The organism is Streptomyces sp. NPDC008317, from assembly GCF_042955955.1.
In the GTDB taxonomy this organism is placed as follows: Bacteria; Actinomycetota; Actinomycetes; order Streptomycetales; family Streptomycetaceae; genus Actinacidiphila.
On record NZ_JBIBFQ010000005.1, the window covers coordinates 426,052 to 444,775 of the forward strand.

Annotated in this window: 14 protein-coding genes and 6 pseudogenes; 13 read left to right on the forward strand and 7 right to left on the reverse strand. The window is 68.9% G+C overall.

Annotated elements, in window-relative coordinates; translation table 11 throughout:
* Nucleotides 1–132: 132 nt before the first annotated feature.
* Genes ACFY9V_RS19070 through ACFY9V_RS19080 form a run of 3 tightly spaced genes read left to right on the forward strand, consistent with a single transcriptional unit; the run spans nucleotide 133 to nucleotide 3,485 of the window.
* Complete coding sequence (locus tag ACFY9V_RS19070) at nucleotides 133–894, forward strand: hypothetical protein (RefSeq protein ID WP_391162010.1); 762 nt, start codon at nucleotides 133–135, stop codon at nucleotides 892–894.
* On the forward strand, nucleotides 887–1,726 hold the full coding sequence (locus ACFY9V_RS19075) for a hypothetical protein (RefSeq protein ID WP_391162011.1): 840 nt from the start codon (nucleotides 887–889) through the stop codon (nucleotides 1,724–1,726). The genes ACFY9V_RS19070 and ACFY9V_RS19075 overlap by 8 nt, the downstream gene beginning before the upstream one ends.
* On the forward strand, nucleotides 1,719–3,485 hold the full coding sequence (locus tag ACFY9V_RS19080) for a thiamine pyrophosphate-dependent enzyme (RefSeq protein ID WP_391162013.1): 1,767 nt from the start codon (nucleotides 1,719–1,721) through the stop codon (nucleotides 3,483–3,485). The genes ACFY9V_RS19075 and ACFY9V_RS19080 overlap by 8 nt, the downstream gene beginning before the upstream one ends.
* Nucleotides 3,486–3,808: 323 nt before the next feature.
* On the opposite strand, the gene ACFY9V_RS19085 is transcribed toward ACFY9V_RS19080, so the two are convergent.
* A complete protein-coding gene (locus ACFY9V_RS19085) occupies nucleotides 3,809–5,089 on the reverse strand; it encodes a tol-pal system YbgF family protein (protein WP_391162014.1) in 1,281 nt (426 codons plus the stop codon).
* A gap of 236 nt (nucleotides 5,090–5,325) precedes the next feature.
* A complete protein-coding gene (locus tag ACFY9V_RS19090) occupies nucleotides 5,326–6,348 on the reverse strand; it encodes a hypothetical protein (RefSeq protein WP_391162016.1) in 1,023 nt (340 codons plus the stop codon).
* A gap of 867 nt (nucleotides 6,349–7,215) precedes the next feature.
* Between ACFY9V_RS19090 and ACFY9V_RS19095 the strand changes: the two are divergent.
* Nucleotides 7,216–7,317, forward strand: a pseudogene (locus tag ACFY9V_RS19095) (IS5/IS1182 family transposase); the annotation flags it as partial.
* An 11-nt stretch (nucleotides 7,318–7,328) separates the two neighbouring features.
* On the opposite strand, the gene ACFY9V_RS19100 reads toward ACFY9V_RS19095, so the two are convergent.
* Together ACFY9V_RS19100 and ACFY9V_RS19105 are read right to left on the reverse strand one after the other, a co-directional pair.
* Nucleotides 7,329–7,658 carry a hypothetical protein gene (locus ACFY9V_RS19100; protein WP_391162017.1) on the reverse strand — a complete coding sequence of 110 codons (330 nt, stop codon included), beginning with the start codon at nucleotides 7,656–7,658 and terminating at the stop codon, nucleotides 7,329–7,331.
* A gap of 70 nt (nucleotides 7,659–7,728) precedes the next feature.
* Complete coding sequence (locus ACFY9V_RS19105; RefSeq protein ID WP_391162019.1) at nucleotides 7,729–8,130, reverse strand: transposase; 402 nt, start codon at nucleotides 8,128–8,130, stop codon at nucleotides 7,729–7,731.
* Here ACFY9V_RS19105 and ACFY9V_RS19110 point away from each other — a divergent pair.
* From ACFY9V_RS19110 to ACFY9V_RS19120, 3 genes and pseudogenes are all read left to right on the forward strand, one after another.
* Nucleotides 8,107–8,388, forward strand: a complete 282-nt coding sequence (locus tag ACFY9V_RS19110; protein ID WP_391162236.1) for a hypothetical protein — start codon at nucleotides 8,107–8,109, stop codon at nucleotides 8,386–8,388. The two genes, ACFY9V_RS19105 and ACFY9V_RS19110, sit on opposite strands and share 24 nt — an antisense overlap.
* An 84-nt stretch (nucleotides 8,389–8,472) precedes the next feature.
* A pseudogene (locus ACFY9V_RS19115) lies at nucleotides 8,473–8,613 on the forward strand (IS5/IS1182 family transposase); the annotation flags it as partial.
* Nucleotides 8,614–9,259: 646 nt separating this feature from the next.
* Entirely contained in the window at nucleotides 9,260–9,595 is a 336-nt protein-coding gene (locus ACFY9V_RS19120) for a hypothetical protein (RefSeq protein ID WP_391162021.1), read from the forward strand.
* Between the two features lie 132 nt (nucleotides 9,596–9,727).
* On the opposite strand, the pseudogene ACFY9V_RS19125 reads toward ACFY9V_RS19120, so the two are convergent.
* Both ACFY9V_RS19125 and ACFY9V_RS19130 read right to left on the reverse strand, forming a co-directional pair.
* Nucleotides 9,728–10,296, reverse strand: a pseudogene (locus tag ACFY9V_RS19125) (transposase family protein); the annotation flags it as partial.
* Between the two features lie 139 nt (nucleotides 10,297–10,435).
* The gene (locus ACFY9V_RS19130; protein WP_355345464.1) at nucleotides 10,436–10,843 is read right to left on the reverse strand and encodes a DUF3224 domain-containing protein; all 408 of its coding nucleotides are present in this window, start codon (nucleotides 10,841–10,843) and stop codon (nucleotides 10,436–10,438) included.
* Between the two features lie 256 nt (nucleotides 10,844–11,099).
* Between ACFY9V_RS19130 and ACFY9V_RS19135 the strand changes: the two genes are divergently transcribed.
* Nucleotides 11,100–11,489 carry a hypothetical protein gene (locus ACFY9V_RS19135; protein WP_391045273.1) on the forward strand — a complete coding sequence of 130 codons (390 nt, stop codon included), beginning with the start codon at nucleotides 11,100–11,102 and terminating at the stop codon, nucleotides 11,487–11,489.
* A 286-nt stretch (nucleotides 11,490–11,775) separates the two neighbouring features.
* Here the strand turns inward: ACFY9V_RS19135 and ACFY9V_RS19140 are convergent, their stop codons facing one another.
* The gene (locus ACFY9V_RS19140) at nucleotides 11,776–12,177 is read right to left on the reverse strand and encodes a hypothetical protein (RefSeq protein ID WP_391162023.1); all 402 of its coding nucleotides are present in this window, start codon (nucleotides 12,175–12,177) and stop codon (nucleotides 11,776–11,778) included.
* 414 nt (nucleotides 12,178–12,591) lie between these two features.
* Between ACFY9V_RS19140 and ACFY9V_RS19145 the strand changes: the two are divergent.
* The 5 genes and pseudogenes from ACFY9V_RS19145 to ACFY9V_RS19165 all read left to right on the forward strand — a co-directional run.
* Nucleotides 12,592–12,777 (forward strand): annotated as a pseudogene (locus ACFY9V_RS19145) (transposase); the annotation flags it as partial.
* Between the two features lie 527 nt (nucleotides 12,778–13,304).
* Nucleotides 13,305–15,614 (forward strand): annotated as a pseudogene (locus ACFY9V_RS19150) (amino acid adenylation domain-containing protein); the annotation flags it as partial.
* Nucleotides 15,554–16,549, forward strand: coding sequence for a condensation domain-containing protein (locus tag ACFY9V_RS19155; RefSeq protein ID WP_391162025.1), 996 nt, complete (start codon nucleotides 15,554–15,556; stop codon nucleotides 16,547–16,549). The pseudogene ACFY9V_RS19150 and the gene ACFY9V_RS19155, both read left to right, overlap by 61 nt.
* Nucleotides 16,546–16,899: an AMP-binding protein gene (locus ACFY9V_RS19160; protein ID WP_391162026.1), complete on the forward strand. Its 354-nt coding sequence runs from the start codon at nucleotides 16,546–16,548 to the stop codon at nucleotides 16,897–16,899. Before ACFY9V_RS19155 ends, ACFY9V_RS19160 begins: the two co-directional genes overlap by 4 nt.
* Before the next feature lie 16 nt (nucleotides 16,900–16,915).
* Nucleotides 16,916–18,676: pseudogene (locus ACFY9V_RS19165) on the forward strand (AMP-binding protein); the annotation flags it as partial.
* Nucleotides 18,677–18,724: the final 48 nt, after the last annotated feature.

The window sequence follows — 18,724 nt, forward strand, 5'->3', positions numbered from 1 at the left end:
TCCGAGGCTGTGCATTGATGGTCTCCTGAATCCTGGCTCCGAAGACCGCCGCGGCAGAAATAGGGCGCCGGGAGGGAGCTTCACACGATACGACCGGCATCCCGAACTCCTTGGAGAGAGGATGGTTGAGCTGTGTTGTCGGACTCACCAGGGACAACGTCAGCAGAAGGCAGCACGACCGACAGCCCGGACGGACGTACCGACACGGAGGCCGGGCCTCTCGAACGCACCTCCTGGGATTCTCGGCTGACCTGCAATGTCGTCGATCCCTCCGTGCCGCTGCGGATGCACGGCTACGGCGTCTTCGGCGACCTCGCGCGGAACTATCGCTTCTCCGAACTGGCATTCCTCGCCTGGCGCGGAGAACTGCCTGCCGAGTCGGAGGCCGTCGCGATGGAGACCGCGTGGACGTTGCTGATGCCCGTCCCGCTGACCGACGCGGGCGCGCATGCGGCACTGCTGGCCCGCATTACGGCGTGCCCACCGGCTCAGGTGCTGTCGGTCGCGGCGATCACGCTAGCCGAATCGGCTCAAGGGGTGCTCGACGAGCACACGGCGTGGCTGGAGTGGCTGAGGGGTCCCGAGGACACGCCGCCCGCGGCCTACGCCGCCAGCACACCGGACGACCAAGCCGCTTGGCAGGCCGTGCCCGCCGACGCGAAGACCCTCCTTCCCGGCCCGAGATCCTTCGTTCCGACCGTCACGGCGGGCGCGCTGGCCCTGCTGTTCTGCTGCGGACTGCGGGATCCGCAGGAACTGATCACCTCGATCGTCATGGCTCAACTGCCCGCAGTCACCGCTGAGGTACTACGCCACTCGGCGACCGAAATGCTGCGCTACCCCATCAACCTGCCACCCGTCCGCTATGTCCCGGAGTCCGAAGGCAATGGCTGAGACCCCTGATGAAGCCAGGAACGTTGATGAGATCAGAACAGCGATCGGCAGGTTCGGCTGGGGTGACAACCACTTGGCCGGTTACGCGGTCGCCGGTGACCTCGCCGGTTCCACGTCCGTCTGGAGTCTGATGTCGCTGGTGTTCGGGCACCGCAAGCTGACGGACGCGGAGAGCTCGATGCTCGACGACCTCGCCGCGTCGTCCGCTCTCGCGGATCCGCGGATCTGGCCGCTCAAGGCGGGCCGCATCGCGGCGTCCTGGGGCAATCCGACGGCAGGGTTCGCCGCGTCCGTCCTTGCCGCCACAGGTGTGGCCGGCCCGGGCACCTCCCGGCTCTGCGCACAGATGCTGCTCGATCTGCGCAGCCGGCTGAGTGGCGCGGAGGGAGTGAGCCTGCCCACCGCAGTGGGTGAACTGCTGGAGCGCAACCCCCGGCTGCCGGGTTTCGGAGTGCCGCTGCGACCCGCGGACGAACGTGTGCTGGCATTCCAGCAGTGCGTCCGAGTCCACCAATGGCCGGTCGGCACCTACCAGTTGCTGGTCTACGACGTCGAGGCCGAGCTGTCCCGGAGCAGGAAGACGGCAGTGAACATCGGCGGCCTCGGCATCGCCGTCCTGCTCGACCTCGGCTTCGCGGCCGACACCGCTGCCGTGATGATGATGCTGATCATTCAGCCGTCCTTCATCGGCAACGCCGTCGAGGGCGCCGCACAGCAGGCCCCTGTCCTGCGTTCTCTGCCGCACTCCGCCCTGCGCTACCGGGGAGTCGCCCCCCGGACGAGTCCACGCCACCGCGACGCCGAACGCGACGATAGGACCTTCCGTGGCTGACGTGTCCGACCAGGCAGAAGCCTCCGCCCCCGCACGGCCGGCCGACCTTCGCCCAGCCTCCCCGGACGGCGCCGCCTCCACACTCGCGCAGGGCGTGGTGATGATGCTCCGGGCACTGGGTGTCAAAGAGACGTTCGGTGTCTCCGGAGGAGGCATCGTCTACATGTGGGATGCCCTCTCCGCCTCCGGCGTCCCCACCTATCACTGCCGACACGAGACAGGCGCCCTCTTCGCGGCGTGTGAGGCGAGCATCGCCGCCGACCGTCCGGTCGCTGTGTTCGTCACCACGGGACCAGGTCTGACCAACAGTCTCACCGGCTTGATGGCGGCGCGTTACGAGGGCGCGAAGGTGCTGCTGATCAGCGGCTACACCGATCCTGCCTATGTCGGCCGATTTCCCATCCAGGAAACGAGCCCTCTGTCCCTGCCACCGCAGACGCTGCACACGCCCAACCAGACGGTCCAGGGAGTCACCATCCTCGACAGCCCGCAATCTCTGGCCGGCGTATGGGAGGCGTGCGCGGCAGGCTTCGCCCGGTCCACCGGCTATGTGCACCATCTCGCCCTGACCGTTCCAGCCCAGCGCGGTCACCTTCCCGTGCCGCTGTCCGCTCCTCCGCGTGCCACCGCTGCGGACACACCGGCTCTTGACCAGGCGCTCCTCTCCCGACTGGCCGCCGGTCGGTGCGCGCTGTGGATCGGCTGGGGCGCGCGCCGGGCAGCAGCGGCCGTCGCCGAACTCTCCGAGCGTCTCGACGCGCCGGTGATGTCCACTCCCCGCGGCAAGGGCATCTTCCCCGAGGCAGGTCCCCGATACCTGGGCGTGACCGGACTGGGGGGCGATCCCGAGGTCGCCGACGCACTGCGGCGCCACGACCCTGATTTCGTGATCGCGCTGGGCAGCAGGCTTGGTGACGGGGCCTCCTGCTACGACGAGGCGTATCTCGCCCGAGCCCAGCTCATCCAGGTCGACCTCGCTCCCGACGACCTGCCTCACGTCTACCCGGCCGACCGGCTCATCCGTGTAGAGGCTGACGTCGCCGCCTTCGCGTACGCGCTCGTGGAAGCGGCGCCCGCCATGTGCGCGCCGCCCACCAATATGCATCACACCGGCGGCCCCGCACCGGGGCACACTCCCTCAGCCCCACCGCCGCGAACAGAGCGCCTCGTGCACCCACGCCAACTCCTGCACGAGATCCAGAGCCGGTTCGTCGACCGGGGCGACCTCGTGATGGGGGACAACGGCAACGCGTTCGCCTGGGGGAACCGCTATCTGCGCTTCTCCCGCCCGGGGCAGTGGCGTGTGAGCAACCTCTACCTGGGCTCCATGGGGCACTTCGCCTGCGGAGCGGTCGGCGCGGCCCTTGCCACCGGCAGGCGCGCCGTCGCCCTGGTGGGAGACGGGGCCATGCTGATGCAGAACGAGGTCAGCACCGCGGTCCAGTACAACGCGTCCGTCGTGTGGATCGTCCTCAACGACGCGAGTTACGGTATGTGCAGACAGGGAACGAAAGCTCTCGGCCTGCCTTACGCCGACTCCTCGCTCCCCATGACCGACTTCGCCCAGTACGCCGAAGCCCTCGGCGCCCGCGGCCTCCGCGTCACCGCCCCGGAGGCTCTGCACGACGCCCTGCGGGAAGCCGCAACCGTCCAGGGCCCATGTATTGTCGACGTACTGATCGACCCCGAAGCACTCGCTCCCACTCAGCGACGCTTCGCCGGGCTCAAACACGTCCCCTCCGCCGGCCTTCGTCACTGACTTCAGCAGCGCGCCCTTCGGGGCCCCTGGATCCGTTCGCCCGCCCCTTCCCGCCCTGCCGGCGTTCTCGGCCGGCGGGTCGGCGAGAACGGCCCGCCCGTATCGGCCGCACTGCCGGTGTGCGGATCCGACCCGCGTTTCCGGGAACCGGGCAGTGGCCGCAGGGCCGTTCCGGCGAGCCGCCGACCGCGAAGTAGACCTGGGAGCGCCAGCTCCACATCGGACCCGTCCTCGCCGGATCCGACGACGATCTCCTCGCCGCCCTCAGCGCTTTCGCGCTCCCGCTGGACGTGGCCTTCCCGTTCCGGACGACCTGCTCGGCATTACGGTGAACCGGCCGGCGGGGCGCCGCTGGCGAACGCCGATGAGTGGCTCCGGTTGAGGACTTCTCGCGCTACTGGCTGCTGCCTGAAGGGCCGCAGTCGTGACCGCATCTCAGCCAGCGCGGAGGCGATCCGACCTGACCGCAAGTGGGCCTGGTCATCAAGGAAGAGGTGCCAGGCCGCGCATGCCTGTTCGAGGTGCCCTTGGTCGAGTTGCAGCCCGCCGAGCCGCGCATTGATCAGGGCACGTGCTCGGCGTTCGTCCGCGGGCCGTTGCCTCAGCGAGGAGGTAAGTTCCCGGATGGCCCGGGCGGGCTCGCCCGCGTAGGCGAATGTCTCCGCGCTCTGGTGTGCGAAGGCGGCGGCGTGGAAGTCATCGATCGTTCCCGTGCTCAATGGGCCTCGGGCAAAGGTCTGTTCAGCCCGGCGCAGTTCGGCGAAGGCCTTGCGGCGCTGGCCGTTCGCCGCCAGGGTGAGTGCCCACTGGGAGGTAAGCAGTACGGCTTGCCCGGGCGGGAGGTCTGTGTTGTGCCGAGCTGCGGCCTCAGCGATGTCCAGGGCCAGAGACCGATGGCCCAAATGCAGAGCCTGGATGCTCATCGCCCGCAGGACGGTCGTATAAGTGCGCAGGTCCGCTGACGCGGCCGCCATGCGGAGGGCAGTCTGGTAATACGACTGCCCTATTCCGTTCATGTTGTCGTCGAAGTGCATGTACCCGGCGAGATAGGTGAGTCGGGAGGCGGTGCGCAGAAAACGGTCGCGGCGTCCCGGAGGCATCCTCAGGACTAACCGCGGCGTGATGTCGACGGCCAAGTAGGAGGATAGGGCTTGGCGGGCCGCTCCCCCGCCGAAAGCCGTGTCGATCCGGGCGAAGACGGGAAGCATCAACTCCGTGGCTGGCACCGAGGTGGGCTCGGCCTCCCGGGCGTGCGGTACTGATGGCGCCAGTGGTATGGCGAAGTTTCCCTCGGCCGCGTCCAGTTCAAGGAGGGTCGTGTAGACGCTGGAATCCGCGAGTTCTTTCGTGGGCGGGCGAGCCAGCCGCACCAAGGACAGGCCGAGGTCGTCCGACTGGCGGGTGGCGACCGGAGCGTTGCCGTTCAGAAGGCCGGTGTCCGCAGCAGTGACCTGCCGTCCCAGTGCGCGAGAGAGGACCTCGGCCACCAGGGAAGGCACCGGTTCCGGAGGACGAGTTCCGGAAAGCCAGTGCGAGACGGACGTACGGTCGTAATGCAGGGCCAAGCCGACTTCACCGCCTGCCTGGTTGACGGCCCTGGACAAGTGTCCGGCTGTCATGTTCGCCTCGCGTAAGAGAGCTCGCAGCCGCACGTTGGGCAATCGACCCATTGAGATGCATCCCCTCTCTTTTCTGCCTTTAGGGGGAACAGAACACATACCCGTCAGATGTCCCGGTCTGCTCCGGCTACACCACGTGATGAACACATTGCGCGGGCAGCCGCACGCCCCACCCATGCGGTACACACCGGCACGCCGGGGCCCAGAGGGCCAGCTGACGGTCAGCCGCTCTCCGTGTCGCCCCGGTCCACGAGGGTGGTCGTAACCTGCCGGGTCACGGCCGACGGCCCCAGACCCGTCAATGCCCGCAAGGTGTCGGCCATGAGAGCGGGGCTGGCTCCAGGGGCCGCGACGATGCCGACCGCGGCGGCTCCCGCCAGCCACGCGGGCCTCACCTCTGCAATGCGAGCTGCCCCGTACGCCCGCACACCGGAATTCCTCAGGCTGGCCAGAGTGGGGGAGTTTTGGCGTCCCAGGACCAGGACGGCATCGCTGGATGCGGCCAGTCTGAGCAGGGCGTGCTCCCGATCGCTGGCGGCGTGGCAGTACGTGGTCGGGTCCTGGGGCAGCACATGACCCAGTGCGCCCCGCACCGCCTCGGCGACCATCCGGTTCCGCTCGCCCGGGGTCCCCGGTGCGGTCACCACCGCCACACGGCCGGGGGCCTCCACCCGGATGTCTCCTGCTTCGGCGACATCGTGCACCGTCCGGACCGCGTCGGGAGCCTGCCCGACCATGCCGGGCAGCACGGCACTGTCCCGAGGTCCGATGAGAAGGACGCTTTCGCCGTGCGCGGCGAATCTGCGGATCTCGGCCTGGGCGGCCGTCACCAGCGGACAGGTCGCATCGATAACGCGCAGCCCCTGGCGGACCAGGGAGGTTCGCACAGTTGGGGCCACGCCAGCCGGCCCGATCACTACACGGGTGCCCGCCGCCACTCGGTCGAGTTCGTCCGTCGACAACGCGGAGTGTCCTTCATCACCGGCACCGGCTGAATAGTGCGGCATCGTGCCGGCCAGAATTCGCACCCGGCCGCCACCGGCCGCCAAGGCCCCCTCCAGCAGAGCCTGGGCGCGCACGGCACCCCAGCACAAAGGATCACCTTCCGCGGCCACGAACTGGCGAGTCCGCATCACAGCCCGCCAGGAAGCCAGCGCCCTCTGCAACGCGATCGAGGCCCCACCAGAAGGAGCCGCCCCTGCCAACCCTGCCGCCTGCCGGTCACGTTGCAAGTAGGACAGCACCTGGACTCCTGCCGCAGCATGACCGGCCCCGTCCGGGAAGCTCGACAGAAGCGGAGGAGATTCGTCCTCATAACGCACAGACCAGCCTTCCCGCTGGAGAGCCCCTCCCAGGAGCTCCGCCGCCCGGCAATGGACGAGCCCCCGGACGGGGTGACGGACCGTCGCGAAGACGGTGATCTCCTCCCGGCTTTCCAGGCCAGCCGCTACCTGCCAGTGCTCCGTCCTGCACGACCTCTGCATGTCTCGGCAGCCCTTTCCATCGGCACACTCCCGTCGCACCGGACCACGCCTCCGCCGAACCACACAACGGCGACAAACATAACGAACGGCGCGTTTCCTACTGCGTACTCGTGCCCTGCCCGAGGCACAAATATTGCCCGCCTCCGCATATGCCAATTGGATTCACCCATTCGTGTCACGCCCGACCCGCCGCCTCCTCAGCTGCGATCTCTGAGCCCGCCCCGGACAGCAGCGATGCCCAGCCAGGGAACGGCTCCAGCGGCTCCGACGCTGCGAAGAAGGTCACCGCCGAAAGCGGCACATCATGGTGGACACGCTCGGGCTGCTGCTGAACGTGGTCCCGGCGGGCTCGGTCACGACCGCGAGGCCGGGCGCGCAGGCTGCTGGAGCGGACGTTCGCGGGCCTGATGCGCTCGCGCCGCCTGGCCCGAGACTACGAACGGCGCACCGACAGCGCCCAGGCGATGACCACGGTCATGCCGCCGCCTCGGGCTGGCAGGGACGCTGAACGTCTCCGGCCTGTCCTCGGCCAGCCAACCACATGCGGCCAGACGCACGGCGTTCGAACGCAAGCCCTCGACCTTCACCGGAACCGGTTCAAGCCTGCGGCGGGCCTGCGCCCCAACCTACGACCACGACATCTACAGCGACCAGGTCAGCGCACGTGGCATCGTGCCCGCGATCGCCCGCCACGGCACCCTGCACGGCACCGGACTGGGCACCTATCGCAAGGCCGCGTTTTACAAGTCGGTGGCCTGTCTGGTTGGCCGTCCGGGGAAGTCGCGGGCGGCCATCCAGATGGTGAGGTCGCGGGCGATGTCGTTGATGCTGTTCGCCGTGGTGACGTCGTGCTCGTTGCGGGTGGTGTCGCGGCGGACGATCTCGTAGCCGCCTTCGTCCAGGACGGCCACGGAGGCGAACCAGACGGGGTCGTCCTCGTCGGGCTGGACGACCAGGAAGGTGTTGTCGGAGTCGTTGAGGTCGCTGAGCATCATGTACAGCGCGTCCTCGGAGGGGTCGTCGATGCGGTCGCCGTTCTCGCTGTCGGCGCCGTAGTACTGAGCCCCCATCGTTGTCTCTCCCTCGCCCGGTTCACCTTGGCCGTGGTCAGCATGGCACGTGGAACCGACAGTTCAGGGGTCACAGCCATTCGCTGATCGCGGCGATCAGGACGGTGGCTTCGAAGCGGACGGCGAGGTTGCCGAACCGGGTGGCGACCGCCCGGTTGCGCTTGAGCCGGTTGATCCCGCACTCGACCGCGTGCCGGGCCTTGTAGCCCTCGCGGCCGAAGACCGGAGGCCGCCCGCCGGCCCTCCCGCGCCGTTTGCGGTTGGCGACCTGGTCGGCCGGCTCCGGGATGGTGCAGCGGATCCCACGCTTTCGCAGGTAGGCCCGATTGGCGCGGGAGGAGTACGCCTTGTCACCCCGCACCCGCAGAGGTGGGACACGGGGACGGCCCGGCCCGGTGCGGGGTACTCGGATTCCGTCCAGGACGGCGGCGAACTGAGGACTGTCACCATGCTGTCCGGCGGTGACCAGCAAAGACAGCGGCCGTTGGCCTTGCTCGCACGCCAGATGATTCTAGGTGGTGAAGCCGCCCTGGAACCGGCCCAGACCGTGGTCGTCGGGCTCCGTGCGGGTTCCGCCGGGCGGTTTCTTCTGAGCATGTCCGTCCCGGCGGGCGCCTGCGGCGTGGTGATGGGCCCGGCAGATCGTGGAGTCGACGTTGACCTCCCACGTGATCAGACCTGCCGCATCCGCCCGAGCCTGCAGTACAACGGCTTCAGCACCGCCCACTGATCGTCAGAAAGATCCCCTCGCCCCACACCGTGATCATCACGGCATGGGACGACGAACAGAGCCGACTTTCAAAACACGCCCCAGGTGGTCGAGCGGAGTTTTGCGTGGCTGCACGGCGTCCGACGTCTGCGCATCCGATGGGAACGGCGAGCCGACATCCGCGAAGCGTTCCTCAAACTCGCCTGCTGCCTCATCACCCACCGCCAACTCGGCTCGTTGCGTTAGCCGTTGTTAGCCGATGTAAGTGACGCCCCATACAGGACGTCGCCCGTCTCGCCGATAGATGTGCGCCATACTCGACCTGCAGAGCCGCGAAGAGGTTATCACGCAAGTGAATTCCGGATACATCTTGATCCATTGGTGCAGCCAGCCCGACAACCGATGATCATTTCCGGAGGTGTATCCACCGCCGCGCAAGCGGCGCCGGTCCAGCCAGCAGTGCTCAGCCCGACCGCGTGCAACGGCCAGACAGCGGGGCACATCGTTAAGTGGTACGCGCCTCACGTGCCGTACGCACTTGTACCGCTTCGGTGTGGAAGCAGCACCTGGGGTTTCAACCACATTCATTCCAAGCACTGGTCCGCCCACGTCGACGAAGATCTTGCCAACACGTTGGCATACTTCACCTCTACTGTCCCGCAAGGGGGAAATTCCATAGCGTTCATCCTCCGTGACCTGGCCCCCTGCGAAGGTCAGTTCCGGGTTGTGGTCCAGTTCAACAGCTACGGGTCCACCGGCATCAAGGGGATCATCACCGCCTACCACGAGAACTCGATAACGCTCCATCGCGGTGAAGTCCAGCCGGCGTGCTGACAGCTCGGCATCTGCGGAAAACTGCCGGACCGCAGTTCGAAGAAGGTACAGTGGCGGCATGGTAGGCGAAGAATTCCCACCCGCCGAGACAACGCGGCTCGTCGCGGAGAAGATGAAAGGTCAAACCGGCCATTCCCCACAGGCAGGCGCCCTCCGCATCGTTGACGCGCAGGGCACGGGGACGAGGTGGCCGATCCGCGTCCGGGGGACGGTGGAATCAGATCAATGGCAGTCAGCCCGGACCTGGGAGACGGAGTTCGTCCCGGAGGACACGCTCGCCGGGGAGTCTGCGGAGGGGAACGCCTCCGCCCTCGCGGACTGTTTCCTCATCCTCGTCATCGAAGACCTGGCAGTGGGACCTGTTCCCGGCATCCAGGAGATCCTTCAGCCCTGATCCGCAACCCTCCCCCACAGGCGCGTGGAGGGGACGGCCCACGCGCCAAGTCCGCGGCTGCGAGTTCCTGCTCCCCCGATTCGTTCGGTGTGGACGACCTGGGTGACCGCCTGCACCGTGCATGGCCCGATTTCAGGCAGTGATGTTGCGGTCGGAGACGATGCCTGCGATGGCTCGGTAGGTGTCGGGGAGGCGGTCACGGCGATGGGTCCAGCGCTGGAGCTGCTTCCAGCGTTTGTGGTCGGCGAGGGCGCGTCCGACGGTGATTCGGTCGGACGAGTGGCCGTGGCGGTCTCGTTCCCACTGTTCCACTCTGCCGGGTAGTGCCCACGGGCAGGGTTTTCTCGGAGGGGTGATCGCTTGCCCACGGTGGTCGCGGCTCAGGCCCAGGCAAACTGCTTCTTCTTGCCCGAGACGAACGCGCGCCGTCCGCCGCGGCCGGCCGGTGGCCGGCGGACCTGAACCTCGGTGGCGTCCAAACGCAGCTCGACGCCCTCGGCCCGGGCGTAGGCAAACACATCCGTCAGCGTCCGAAGCCGCAGGCCGGGGCCGTCGGGAACTGCGCACCCCCGCTCCGCCAGGAGCGTGCGCATCTCTCCGATCGCCCGGGTAACGGTGGACCGATCGACGCCGAACAGCAGCCCCAGCGCCGAGTGCGGCAGGTCGTGCCGCGGATGGATCAGCGTCGCCACCAGCCGATCGTGTTCATGCCCGAGGAATCCCCGTACGAGTGATCACGTTCTGAGCGTCGTCCGGCGTCGGTAAGAGGAGTGACCACCCGGCCGGTCAGGAGAAGGAAGACCAACGGATGTCAGGCGGCTCCGTTCCAAAGCCTGCCGCTCAGCCGAGCTGGTAGTCGAACCAGATACGGTGCGTGCCGTCAGCCTCCACAGCCATCCCGCCAGCGCCAACGATCCCCGCCAACTCGCCGGTGCCGCTTGAGGGCACGATGGTGAAGAACTCCGCAGTGCGGTCGTTGCCAGACGTTGTCGCCGAGTGCGCGAAGTTGAAGGAACCCTGCCGACCGTGCAGCGATCCGTCGAACGACTCCATGGCAATGTATGTGCCCACGCCGGTCGTCTGGTCGAACGCGGAAGTGAACAAGGTCGCCGAGCGGCCGGTTGCCTCCCCCTCGTAATGCTTCTCCATGGTCGCGACACCGACCGGCAGCGCCGTGGATACGGCTGGCCCGGGCTTCAGCTCGGTAGGGACGAACGCTTTGACGGTGAAGGTTGCCGTAGCTCTCATGCGTCGACCGTACCGAGGGGGTCTGACAATCAAGCAGCACCTGAGGCAACCCCAGCCCCCAAGGAGACTTTAAAAAAACAAGCTAAATGCCTGTTTCGGAACCTCAATCATCAAGGGGAGGCCATGGCAGTTCATCGGCTACCGATACTCGAAGGTGGCTTGACCCTGTCGGTTACTGGCCCGGGTGGCTGTCGCATGCCTGCCTGTCCCTTTACTGTGTCCGTGCCGTAAGTCCCCGAGACAAGGAGACAACCCCATGGTCGCGTCAGCGTTACGTCAGCAGTTCGAACCGACCCTGCGCACGGACCGTCGTCCCCGGCGGTTGGCGCGGCGTGCCATCCTCGGAAGCTCTCTCACCGCCGTATTCACGGCGGTAATGCTCACCGTCACCCAGTCCGCCGCCTATGCCGGCGGCCCCTACCTCTGGGCGAACGACGGCAACATAGGTCAGCGCATGACCGTGTGCGCTCAGACCCTCGATGTCCGTAGCTCCTACGGTGGCACGCCGTTCAACCATCTCACTTACGGACAAACGTTCACCGTGCACCAGAACTATGCGGAGTTCGGCAGCGAGTACGTGCGCGGCTTCGCCTGGGGCAACGTTAACGCGGAGGGTTTCGTGCAGAACGGCTGGTTCTGCTTTTAGACGTGAGCCCTCGGTTCCTCCGAATCAGGCAAGACCCTGGGCCAAGGTGCCCCTGGAGAACATGAGAACGATCAAGGTTCCGAGCGTTTTCGGTGGGTCCGAGGTGGAGACGCTGATCAGCGTCGCGGCTCCGCTCCCTCCCATCACACCAGCCTCAGAGGTTCCGTTCGGGGAACGGCCGCCGTGACCGTTCCCCGCGGGGGCCCGCACCCAGGTGGCATGTCGACCAACCTGTGGGTGCGGGCTCGTGCCAGTTCAAGACGTTGGCGGCCATCGGGCGTGTCCGTCAGTGCCAGGCCGAGCATTTCTGACCGGATGCGGGACCATTCTCCGTGCATGCCCTGATCCACACGGGATGGCTGTAGTGGAATTCGCCGGTGACGAAGTGCACCGATGTCCCCGCACCCTTGCGAGCACAGTAGTTGTAGGCCGAGTTGGAGGCCTTGATGATCTCTCCGCAGCCGCTGTGCCTGTCGGCCTTGGTGTCGTAGACCTGGCCAGCCACCTTGGCCGTACTCCCGCTCCAGCAGATGGATGCAGCGATCTTCGCCCCGGTGGTCGAGGCGGTGGCGTCACGACACTTCCAGGACTGCGGGGCCGACTGTGCCGGCGCCGCCAGACCTAAGCCGACCAACCCCGCAAGGGCGGCGGTGGCCGTGATCGTGGTGATGTGCCTGCGTACCTTCACGTAACCCGTTCCTCTCAAAACGTGGGGCTCAACGTCCGCCCGTAGCCCCTTCAAACACCGTTGCCCAACCCGAAGAGAAGGAGCGAGAAGAATCCCGGCCAACCTGGGTGCAATGGGATGTGGGACGTTCACGGCGCGAGGGAGGGGCGGTCATGCAGTAACGCAGTTGGCCTGAGACATAGCACCGTCAAGATCACATCGGCGGTGTGGCTGGCCCACGCCTGCCATGCCCATGGGCTCGATGTCTGCCTCGCCGACGTCCGCCCGGGCGGCGCGGTTCCCCGCTCTGGCTTGGTCATCATGAAAGGGATGAGACCACAGCCCCCATGTGGTCATGTGCGTTGTCGAGACGCTGTTGATCATGCAAGGCCGCGGGGGGTGAGTCTGCTGAACGGTGCTGTCCGCGTCGAGTCCCTGACCGTGTTGTCGCGGTTCCGGGCCGACTTCTACGATCGCCTGACCGCCCGTGCGGACGCGCTGTTCGAGCTGGCCGACGCCGTGCTCTGCACGGAAGGACCGGTGTGGTCGCTGGTCGACCTGGCGCTGGCGCCCGAGCATCGCCGTGGGCACGGTTCCCTGTACGCCGGCCTGAACCGCGGCGGGTTGAACAAGCCGGTCTGGCTGTGGTGGTCACGCACCGGCGCCACCGACGCCGACGTCGCACGCCCGCCCGGGTCCCGCGCGGGTTCCGGCACCTCCGCACGACGACTGGTCCTCCAGCCGGTGTACCGAAACCCACCACACCCGGCCCCGGCCGCCCACCCGGCTCAAAGAACCGCCTCGCCATTCTCGTCCGGGCCACCGCTGCCGCCCGCGCATGGTCGGTCTGTTGTTGACAGCGCCGACTTTTTAACAGTCCCGATCTGCCAGACCCCGTATTCGGCAAGGTCGCCGCACCAAGCTGGGAGGAGTCCGCAGCACGTACCGGCCGGGACGCGCCGGTACGGTCCGAGCCGGCATCGTCACTTTCCTTGACGGGCCCGCGGAGCTGCCGAGCCTGCGGATTCCGTCCCTGGCACCTGTCATCGGATCAGCACGGATCCCAGCCAGGAGACCGCAGCCATCTGTCAGGACACAACGCCAAGGACGTGAGTGTGACGAGTGCGCAGATACCGGCCGATGCCACCATGGCAGCTGAACCGGCCCTCACCGTACCGACGGCTTTCGAGCGGCAGGCGCGGTTGGCTCCGGACGCTGTCGCGGTGGCCGGGGACGACGGCGAGCTAACCTACGCACAACTGGACGCGCGCGCCGACCGCCTCGCCGCGCTACTTGCCGCGCACGGCGTCCGGGCCGGCGACATCGTCGCCTTCGCCCTCCCACGCTCGGCCGACTACGCCGTCACAGTGCTGGCGATCCTCAAGGCCGGAGCGGCGTACCTCCCGCTCGACGCAGCCTATCCGGAGGACCGGATCGCCCTGATGCTCAACGACGCGAAACCCGCCGCGCTGGTCGCCCGACGGGGGATCGCCGCTCGCCTCGGTACCGACACGACGGCCGGCCGGGCCGCATGGATCGTCCTGGACGACCCGGCGTTCCTGCGCTCCCTCACCGGGACGCGCCGGGGCCGTACGGACGATGGGCGCGGGCCTATGAGCGGCAGCGGTGACGACTCGGCATATGTGATGTACACCTCCGGTTCCACCGGGCGCCCCAAGGGGGTGATCACCACACACGCCAACATCCTCGCGCTCGCATCCGACCGCCTTTTCAGCACTCCCGCGCACCGCGCGGTGCTCGTGCACTCCCCGCAAACCTTCGACGCCGCGACTTACGAACTGTGGGTGCCGCTGCTGAACGGCGGCCGGGCCATAATGATGGCGGACACCCTCGACTCCGACCGGCTGGGCGCCGTCGTCACCGCGAGCGGCGCTTCGGCCGTCTTCCTCACCACGGCGCTGTTCAACGTCATCACCGGCTTCGCCCCGGCGGCCCTCGCAGGTCTGGACGAGGTACTGACGGGCGGCGAGACGTGTTCACCGCAGGCCATGCGGGCTTTCCTTCGCGGCGCTCCGCGCACCGTGCTGCGTCATGTGTAGGGCCCGACCGAGACCACTACCTTCGCCACCCAGCAGCGAGTTACCACAGCGGACGCGGCCGGTCCGTCCATCCCGATCGGCGGCCCGCTCGACACGGAGCGGCTCTTCGTGCTTGACACCCGGTTACGGCCGGTGGCAGCCGGAGAGGTCGGCGAGCTCTTCATCGCCGGGGCGGGAGTCGCCCGCGGGTACCTGCGCCGACCGGAGACCACGGCCGAGCGCTTCGTGGCCTGTCCCTTCGGCGCGCCGGGCGAGCGGATGTACCGCACCGGCGACCTCGTACGCTCGCTGCCGGAGAGCGTCGTGGACTTCATAGGCCGCGCCGACGCCCAAGTCAAAGTGCGCGGGCACCGCATCGAGCCCGGCGAGGTCGAGGCCGCCCTGCTGGGCAGGCCGGAGGTGGCGCAGGCGGCCGTGGTCGTCCATCAGACAGGCCCCGACGACAAACGGCTGGTGGCGTACGTACGTCCGCGCGGCGCCCTGGAGAGCGCCGGGATCCGGGCCTCCCTGCGCCGTACACTGCCGCCCCACCTGGTGCCGGACGCCGTCATCCCGTTGGACGCGCTGCCCCTCAACGCCCACGGCAAGGTGGACCGCGCCCTCCTCGCGGACCGCCCGCTGCCGGACGGGCCGACGAACGCCGCAGCCGGGGACGACGAGCCACGGAACCGGGTCGCCGCGTTGTGGAGCGCGCTGGGGCTGCCCCCGGTGGAGCAGGGCGCCGCCTTCCTCGACGCGGGCGCCAACTCTCTCCAGATCACCCGGTTCACCTACTTGCTGCGCCGCGAGTTCGGCGTCGGCCTCCCGATCCGCACCGTCTTTGACGCCGGCTCGCTCGGCGCGGTCGCCGACCTGGTCAGCGCGGCCCGCCGCGGGGATCCCGGAAGCGGACCGAGGCCGCCGGAAGCGGGCCCGCGCCGCATGGAGCGGCGCCCTGACCCGCTTCCGCTGTCCCCCGGCCAGGCCCGGCTCTGGCACCTCAACCAGCTCGACCCCGGCCCCGCCTACCACGTGCCGCTGCTCATTCCGGTGGACGGCCCGGTGGACCCGGACGGCCTGCGGGCGGCGCTGAGCGCCTTGGTCGAGCGACATGAGAGCCTGCGCACTATCTTCCCGGTGCTGGACGGGGAGCCCGTCCAGCACGTCCTGGCGCCCGGCGACTGCCCGTTGGCGCTACGGACGCAGCGCGTCGAGCCGGACGGGATCGATGTCGCGGTGCGGGAGGCAGTGGCCGAGCCGTTCGACCTCACCCGTCAAGCGCCTCTTCGGGCATGGCTGTTGCGCGGCCGGTCCGACCTCGCCTGGTCGGTCCTGGTGCTGGTCGTGCATCACATCGCGTGCGACGGTTGGTCCGTGGGGCCGCTGGCCAGGGATCTGGCGGCCGCCTACCGGGCCGTTCTTGCCGGCGGGCCGAGGCACCGCGCGAAGCACCCGCGCAGTACGCCGACTTCACCGTCTGGCAGGATCGGGCCTTCGGGGCCGGCGCCGACCCCGCCGGGCCCGCCGCCGACCAGCTCGCCTTCTGGGAGAAGACGCTGGCGGATCTGCCCGCCGAACTCCCGGGGCTGTACGACCGCCCCAGGACGCCGGGCGCGCGAATGGGCGGCGGCAGCGGCTCGGTAGGCGCCTTCTGGCCCGCCGCCCTGCACCGAGAGCTGGTCGCGCTGGCACGCGGCAACGGGGCGACGCTGTTCATGGTGCTCCAGGCCGGGGTGGCCGCAGTGCTGGCCGAGTCGGCCGCAGCCACAGACCTCCCGCTGGGCACGGTGACGGCCGGCCGGAGCGACCCGCGGTGGGAGGAGGCGATCGGCTTCTTCGTCAACTCCCTCACATTACGCACCGACACATCCGGCGACCCCTCCTTCGCCGGACTCCTGGACCGCGTCCGGAGCACGGTGCTGGCTGCGTTCGAGCACCAGGACGTCCCCTTTGAACGGGTCGTGGAACGGCTCAACCCGCCGCGGAGTCTCGGCCGCAACCCGTTGTTCCAGACAGTCGTCGTGCTCCAGAACATCCCCTGGCCGACCGTCGATCTGGGCGTCCGTCCGGCCCACGTCATTGTGCCCCACAACGGCGCCGTGAAGTTCGACCTGCTGCTGGAGTTCTGGGAGCGGCGCGACCCCGCCGGCGAACTGTTCGGCCTCACCTGCGACGCCGAGTACGACCCGAGGCTGTACGACAGGGGCACGGTCGTCGGGGTCCTCGGCCGGCTCAGGCGCTTCCTCACCGCCGCCGTGAGTGACCCGGGACTATCGCTCAGCCGGCTCCTGGCCGCATCCTTCGCGACGCCCACCGCCCACCCGGCCCGAACGGAAAGGAACCCCGCTCCATGACCACCACCCCGCCGTTGTCACACCTCTTCGAACGCCAGGCCGCCGCGCACAGCAATGAGGCCGCGATCGGCGGCGCCCACGGCGCGCTGACGTACGGGCAGTTGAACGCCCGCGCAAACCGACTGGCCCGCCTTCTGGTGGACCGGCACGTCGGCCCCGGTACGACCGCCGCCCTGCTGCTGCCGCGCTCGACGGACCAGATCGTCGCCGTCCTGGCAGTGGTGAAGGCCGGCGGGGCCTATCTGCCGCTCGATCCGGGCCATCCGCCAGCGCGACTGGCGCAGATGGCGGCGGACACGGCCCCCGGCGCTCACCCTCACCGAGAGTCGCCTGCTCGACCGGCTGCCTGACGGCCTCGCCGCAAACGTGCTGCTCTTGGACGCCCCGCAGACGGCGAGGGAACTGGCCGCGGCCGCCCCCGACGACCTGGGCGACGCCGAGCGCACCCGCCCGCCGGCCGCGAGTGACCTGGCATATGTGATGTTCACGTCCGGTTCCAGCGGCGCCCCCAAGGGCGTGATGGTCACCCAGGCCAACGTCGCTGCGCTGGTCCTGGACCCCCGCTTGCGCAGTGCCGCGCACAGCCGGGTGCTGGTCCACTCATCGTACGGGTTCGACGCCTCGACGTACGAGCTGTGGGCGCCGCTGCTCAGCGGCCACCAGGCGGTGCTGGCACCGGACGGACCACTCGACATCGCCGGGCTGGCCCACTGCATCGCGAAGTACCGCATCACCTCGCTGCTGCTCACCGCAAGCCTGCTGCAACTGGTTGCCCAAGAGGATCCGGGCTGCCTGGCAGGCGTCCGGGAGCTGTGGACCGGCGGGGAGGCGGTACCGGCCGCCGCGGTGCGCGAGGTGCTGGCGCACTGCCCCGATCTCACCGTCGTGGTCGCCTATGGCCCAACCGAGACCACCGTAGCGGCCACCAGCCACCGGCTCCGGCTCCAGGGCGATGTGCGGGACCCGGTGCCGATCGGCCGCCCGCTCGGAGGCAGCCGGGTGTCCGTGCTCGACGCGCGTCTGCGCGAAGTGCCGGACGAAACCGTCGGCGAGCTGTACATCTCAGGGGAGGGCGTCGGGGACGGATACGTCGCCAGGCCGGTGCTGACGGCCGCCCGCTTCGTCGCCTGCCCGTTCGGGCTCCCCGGCGAGCGGATGTACCGCACCGGCGACCTCGGCTTCCGGTCGGCGGACGGCAACCTGGTCTTCGCCGGGCGCAACGACGATCAGGTGAAAGTTCGCGGACGCCGCGTCGAACCGGGCGAGGTGGAGGCCGCGCTGACCCGCCATCCCCAGGTGGGCCGGACCGCCGTCGTCGTCCACGGGGACTCACCCGCCGACAAGCGCCTCGTCGGCTACTTCACCGTCGACGGCACTGGCCCCTCCGCCGAGTCTGTCCGCGGATACCTGGCCGCCGAGCTGCCCCCGCACCTCGTGCCAGACGTACTGGTCCGGCTGGACCGGCTCCCGCTCACCACCAGCGGGAAGACCGACCGGGCCGCTCTCGCCGCCAGGCCCCTCACTCCTGCCGCGGCCTCGCCCGCTGCGGCGCCGCAGGACGACACCGGCGAACAGGTGCTCGCTCTGTGGGCGCACTCCTTGGGCGGCCGCCGAGCCGGACCGCGTGACGACTTCTTCGCGCACGGCGGCACTTCGCTCCAGGCCACCCGGCTGGTCGCCCGCACGGTCAAGGCCTTCGGACTGCGCCCCGAGGACAGCCGCGCCGTACTCCAGGCGCTGCTGGCCAACCCGACCCCTGACGCACTGACCGCGGCCGTGCGCACCGCCCGCGCCGCGCCCTCCGTACCGGCCCGGCGGCGCATCCTCCCCGACTTCGCCGCCGAGTCGGACCCGGGCACCGCTCTCGACTTCGCCGCGACGCTGGCGTCCCGCGCGAGCGGCCCCCGCCAGGCACTGCTGACCGGGGCGACCGGCTTCCTCGGCGCCCACCTGATCGCCGCCCTCCTGGCGGACACGGATCTGACGGTGCACTGCCTGGTGCGGGCCGCGGACGACGCACAGGCACTGCTGCGCGTCAGGTCGGCCCTGCGGGGCAACGGCCTGGAAGTCGCGGACCGGGACGCCTCGCGGATCGTCGCCGTCGCCGGGGATCTGGCCGCCGACCGCCTGGGTCTCACCCCCGGAGCGCTACCGGTGGCTCGCCGAGGAGACGGA

What these genes read in the sequence shown, in the direction of transcription:
- ACFY9V_RS19110 (WP_391162236.1), top strand. Translation starts at nt 8,107, where the DNA reads ATGCTGTCCGGCGGTGACCAGCAAAGACAGCGGCCGTTGGCCTTGCTC.
- ACFY9V_RS19135 (WP_391045273.1), top strand. Translation starts at nt 11,100, where the DNA reads ATGGTCGCGTCAGCGTTACGTCAGCAGTTCGAACCGACCCTGCGCACG.
- ACFY9V_RS19075 (WP_391162011.1), top strand. Translation starts at nt 887, where the DNA reads ATGGCTGAGACCCCTGATGAAGCCAGGAACGTTGATGAGATCAGAACA.
- ACFY9V_RS19130 (WP_355345464.1), bottom strand. Translation starts at nt 10,843, where the DNA reads ATGAGAGCTACGGCAACCTTCACCGTCAAAGCGTTCGTCCCTACCGAG.
- ACFY9V_RS19160 (WP_391162026.1), top strand. Translation starts at nt 16,546, where the DNA reads ATGACCACCACCCCGCCGTTGTCACACCTCTTCGAACGCCAGGCCGCC.
- ACFY9V_RS19120 (WP_391162021.1), top strand. Translation starts at nt 9,260, where the DNA reads ATGGTAGGCGAAGAATTCCCACCCGCCGAGACAACGCGGCTCGTCGCG.
- ACFY9V_RS19100 (WP_391162017.1), bottom strand. Translation starts at nt 7,658, where the DNA reads ATGGGGGCTCAGTACTACGGCGCCGACAGCGAGAACGGCGACCGCATC.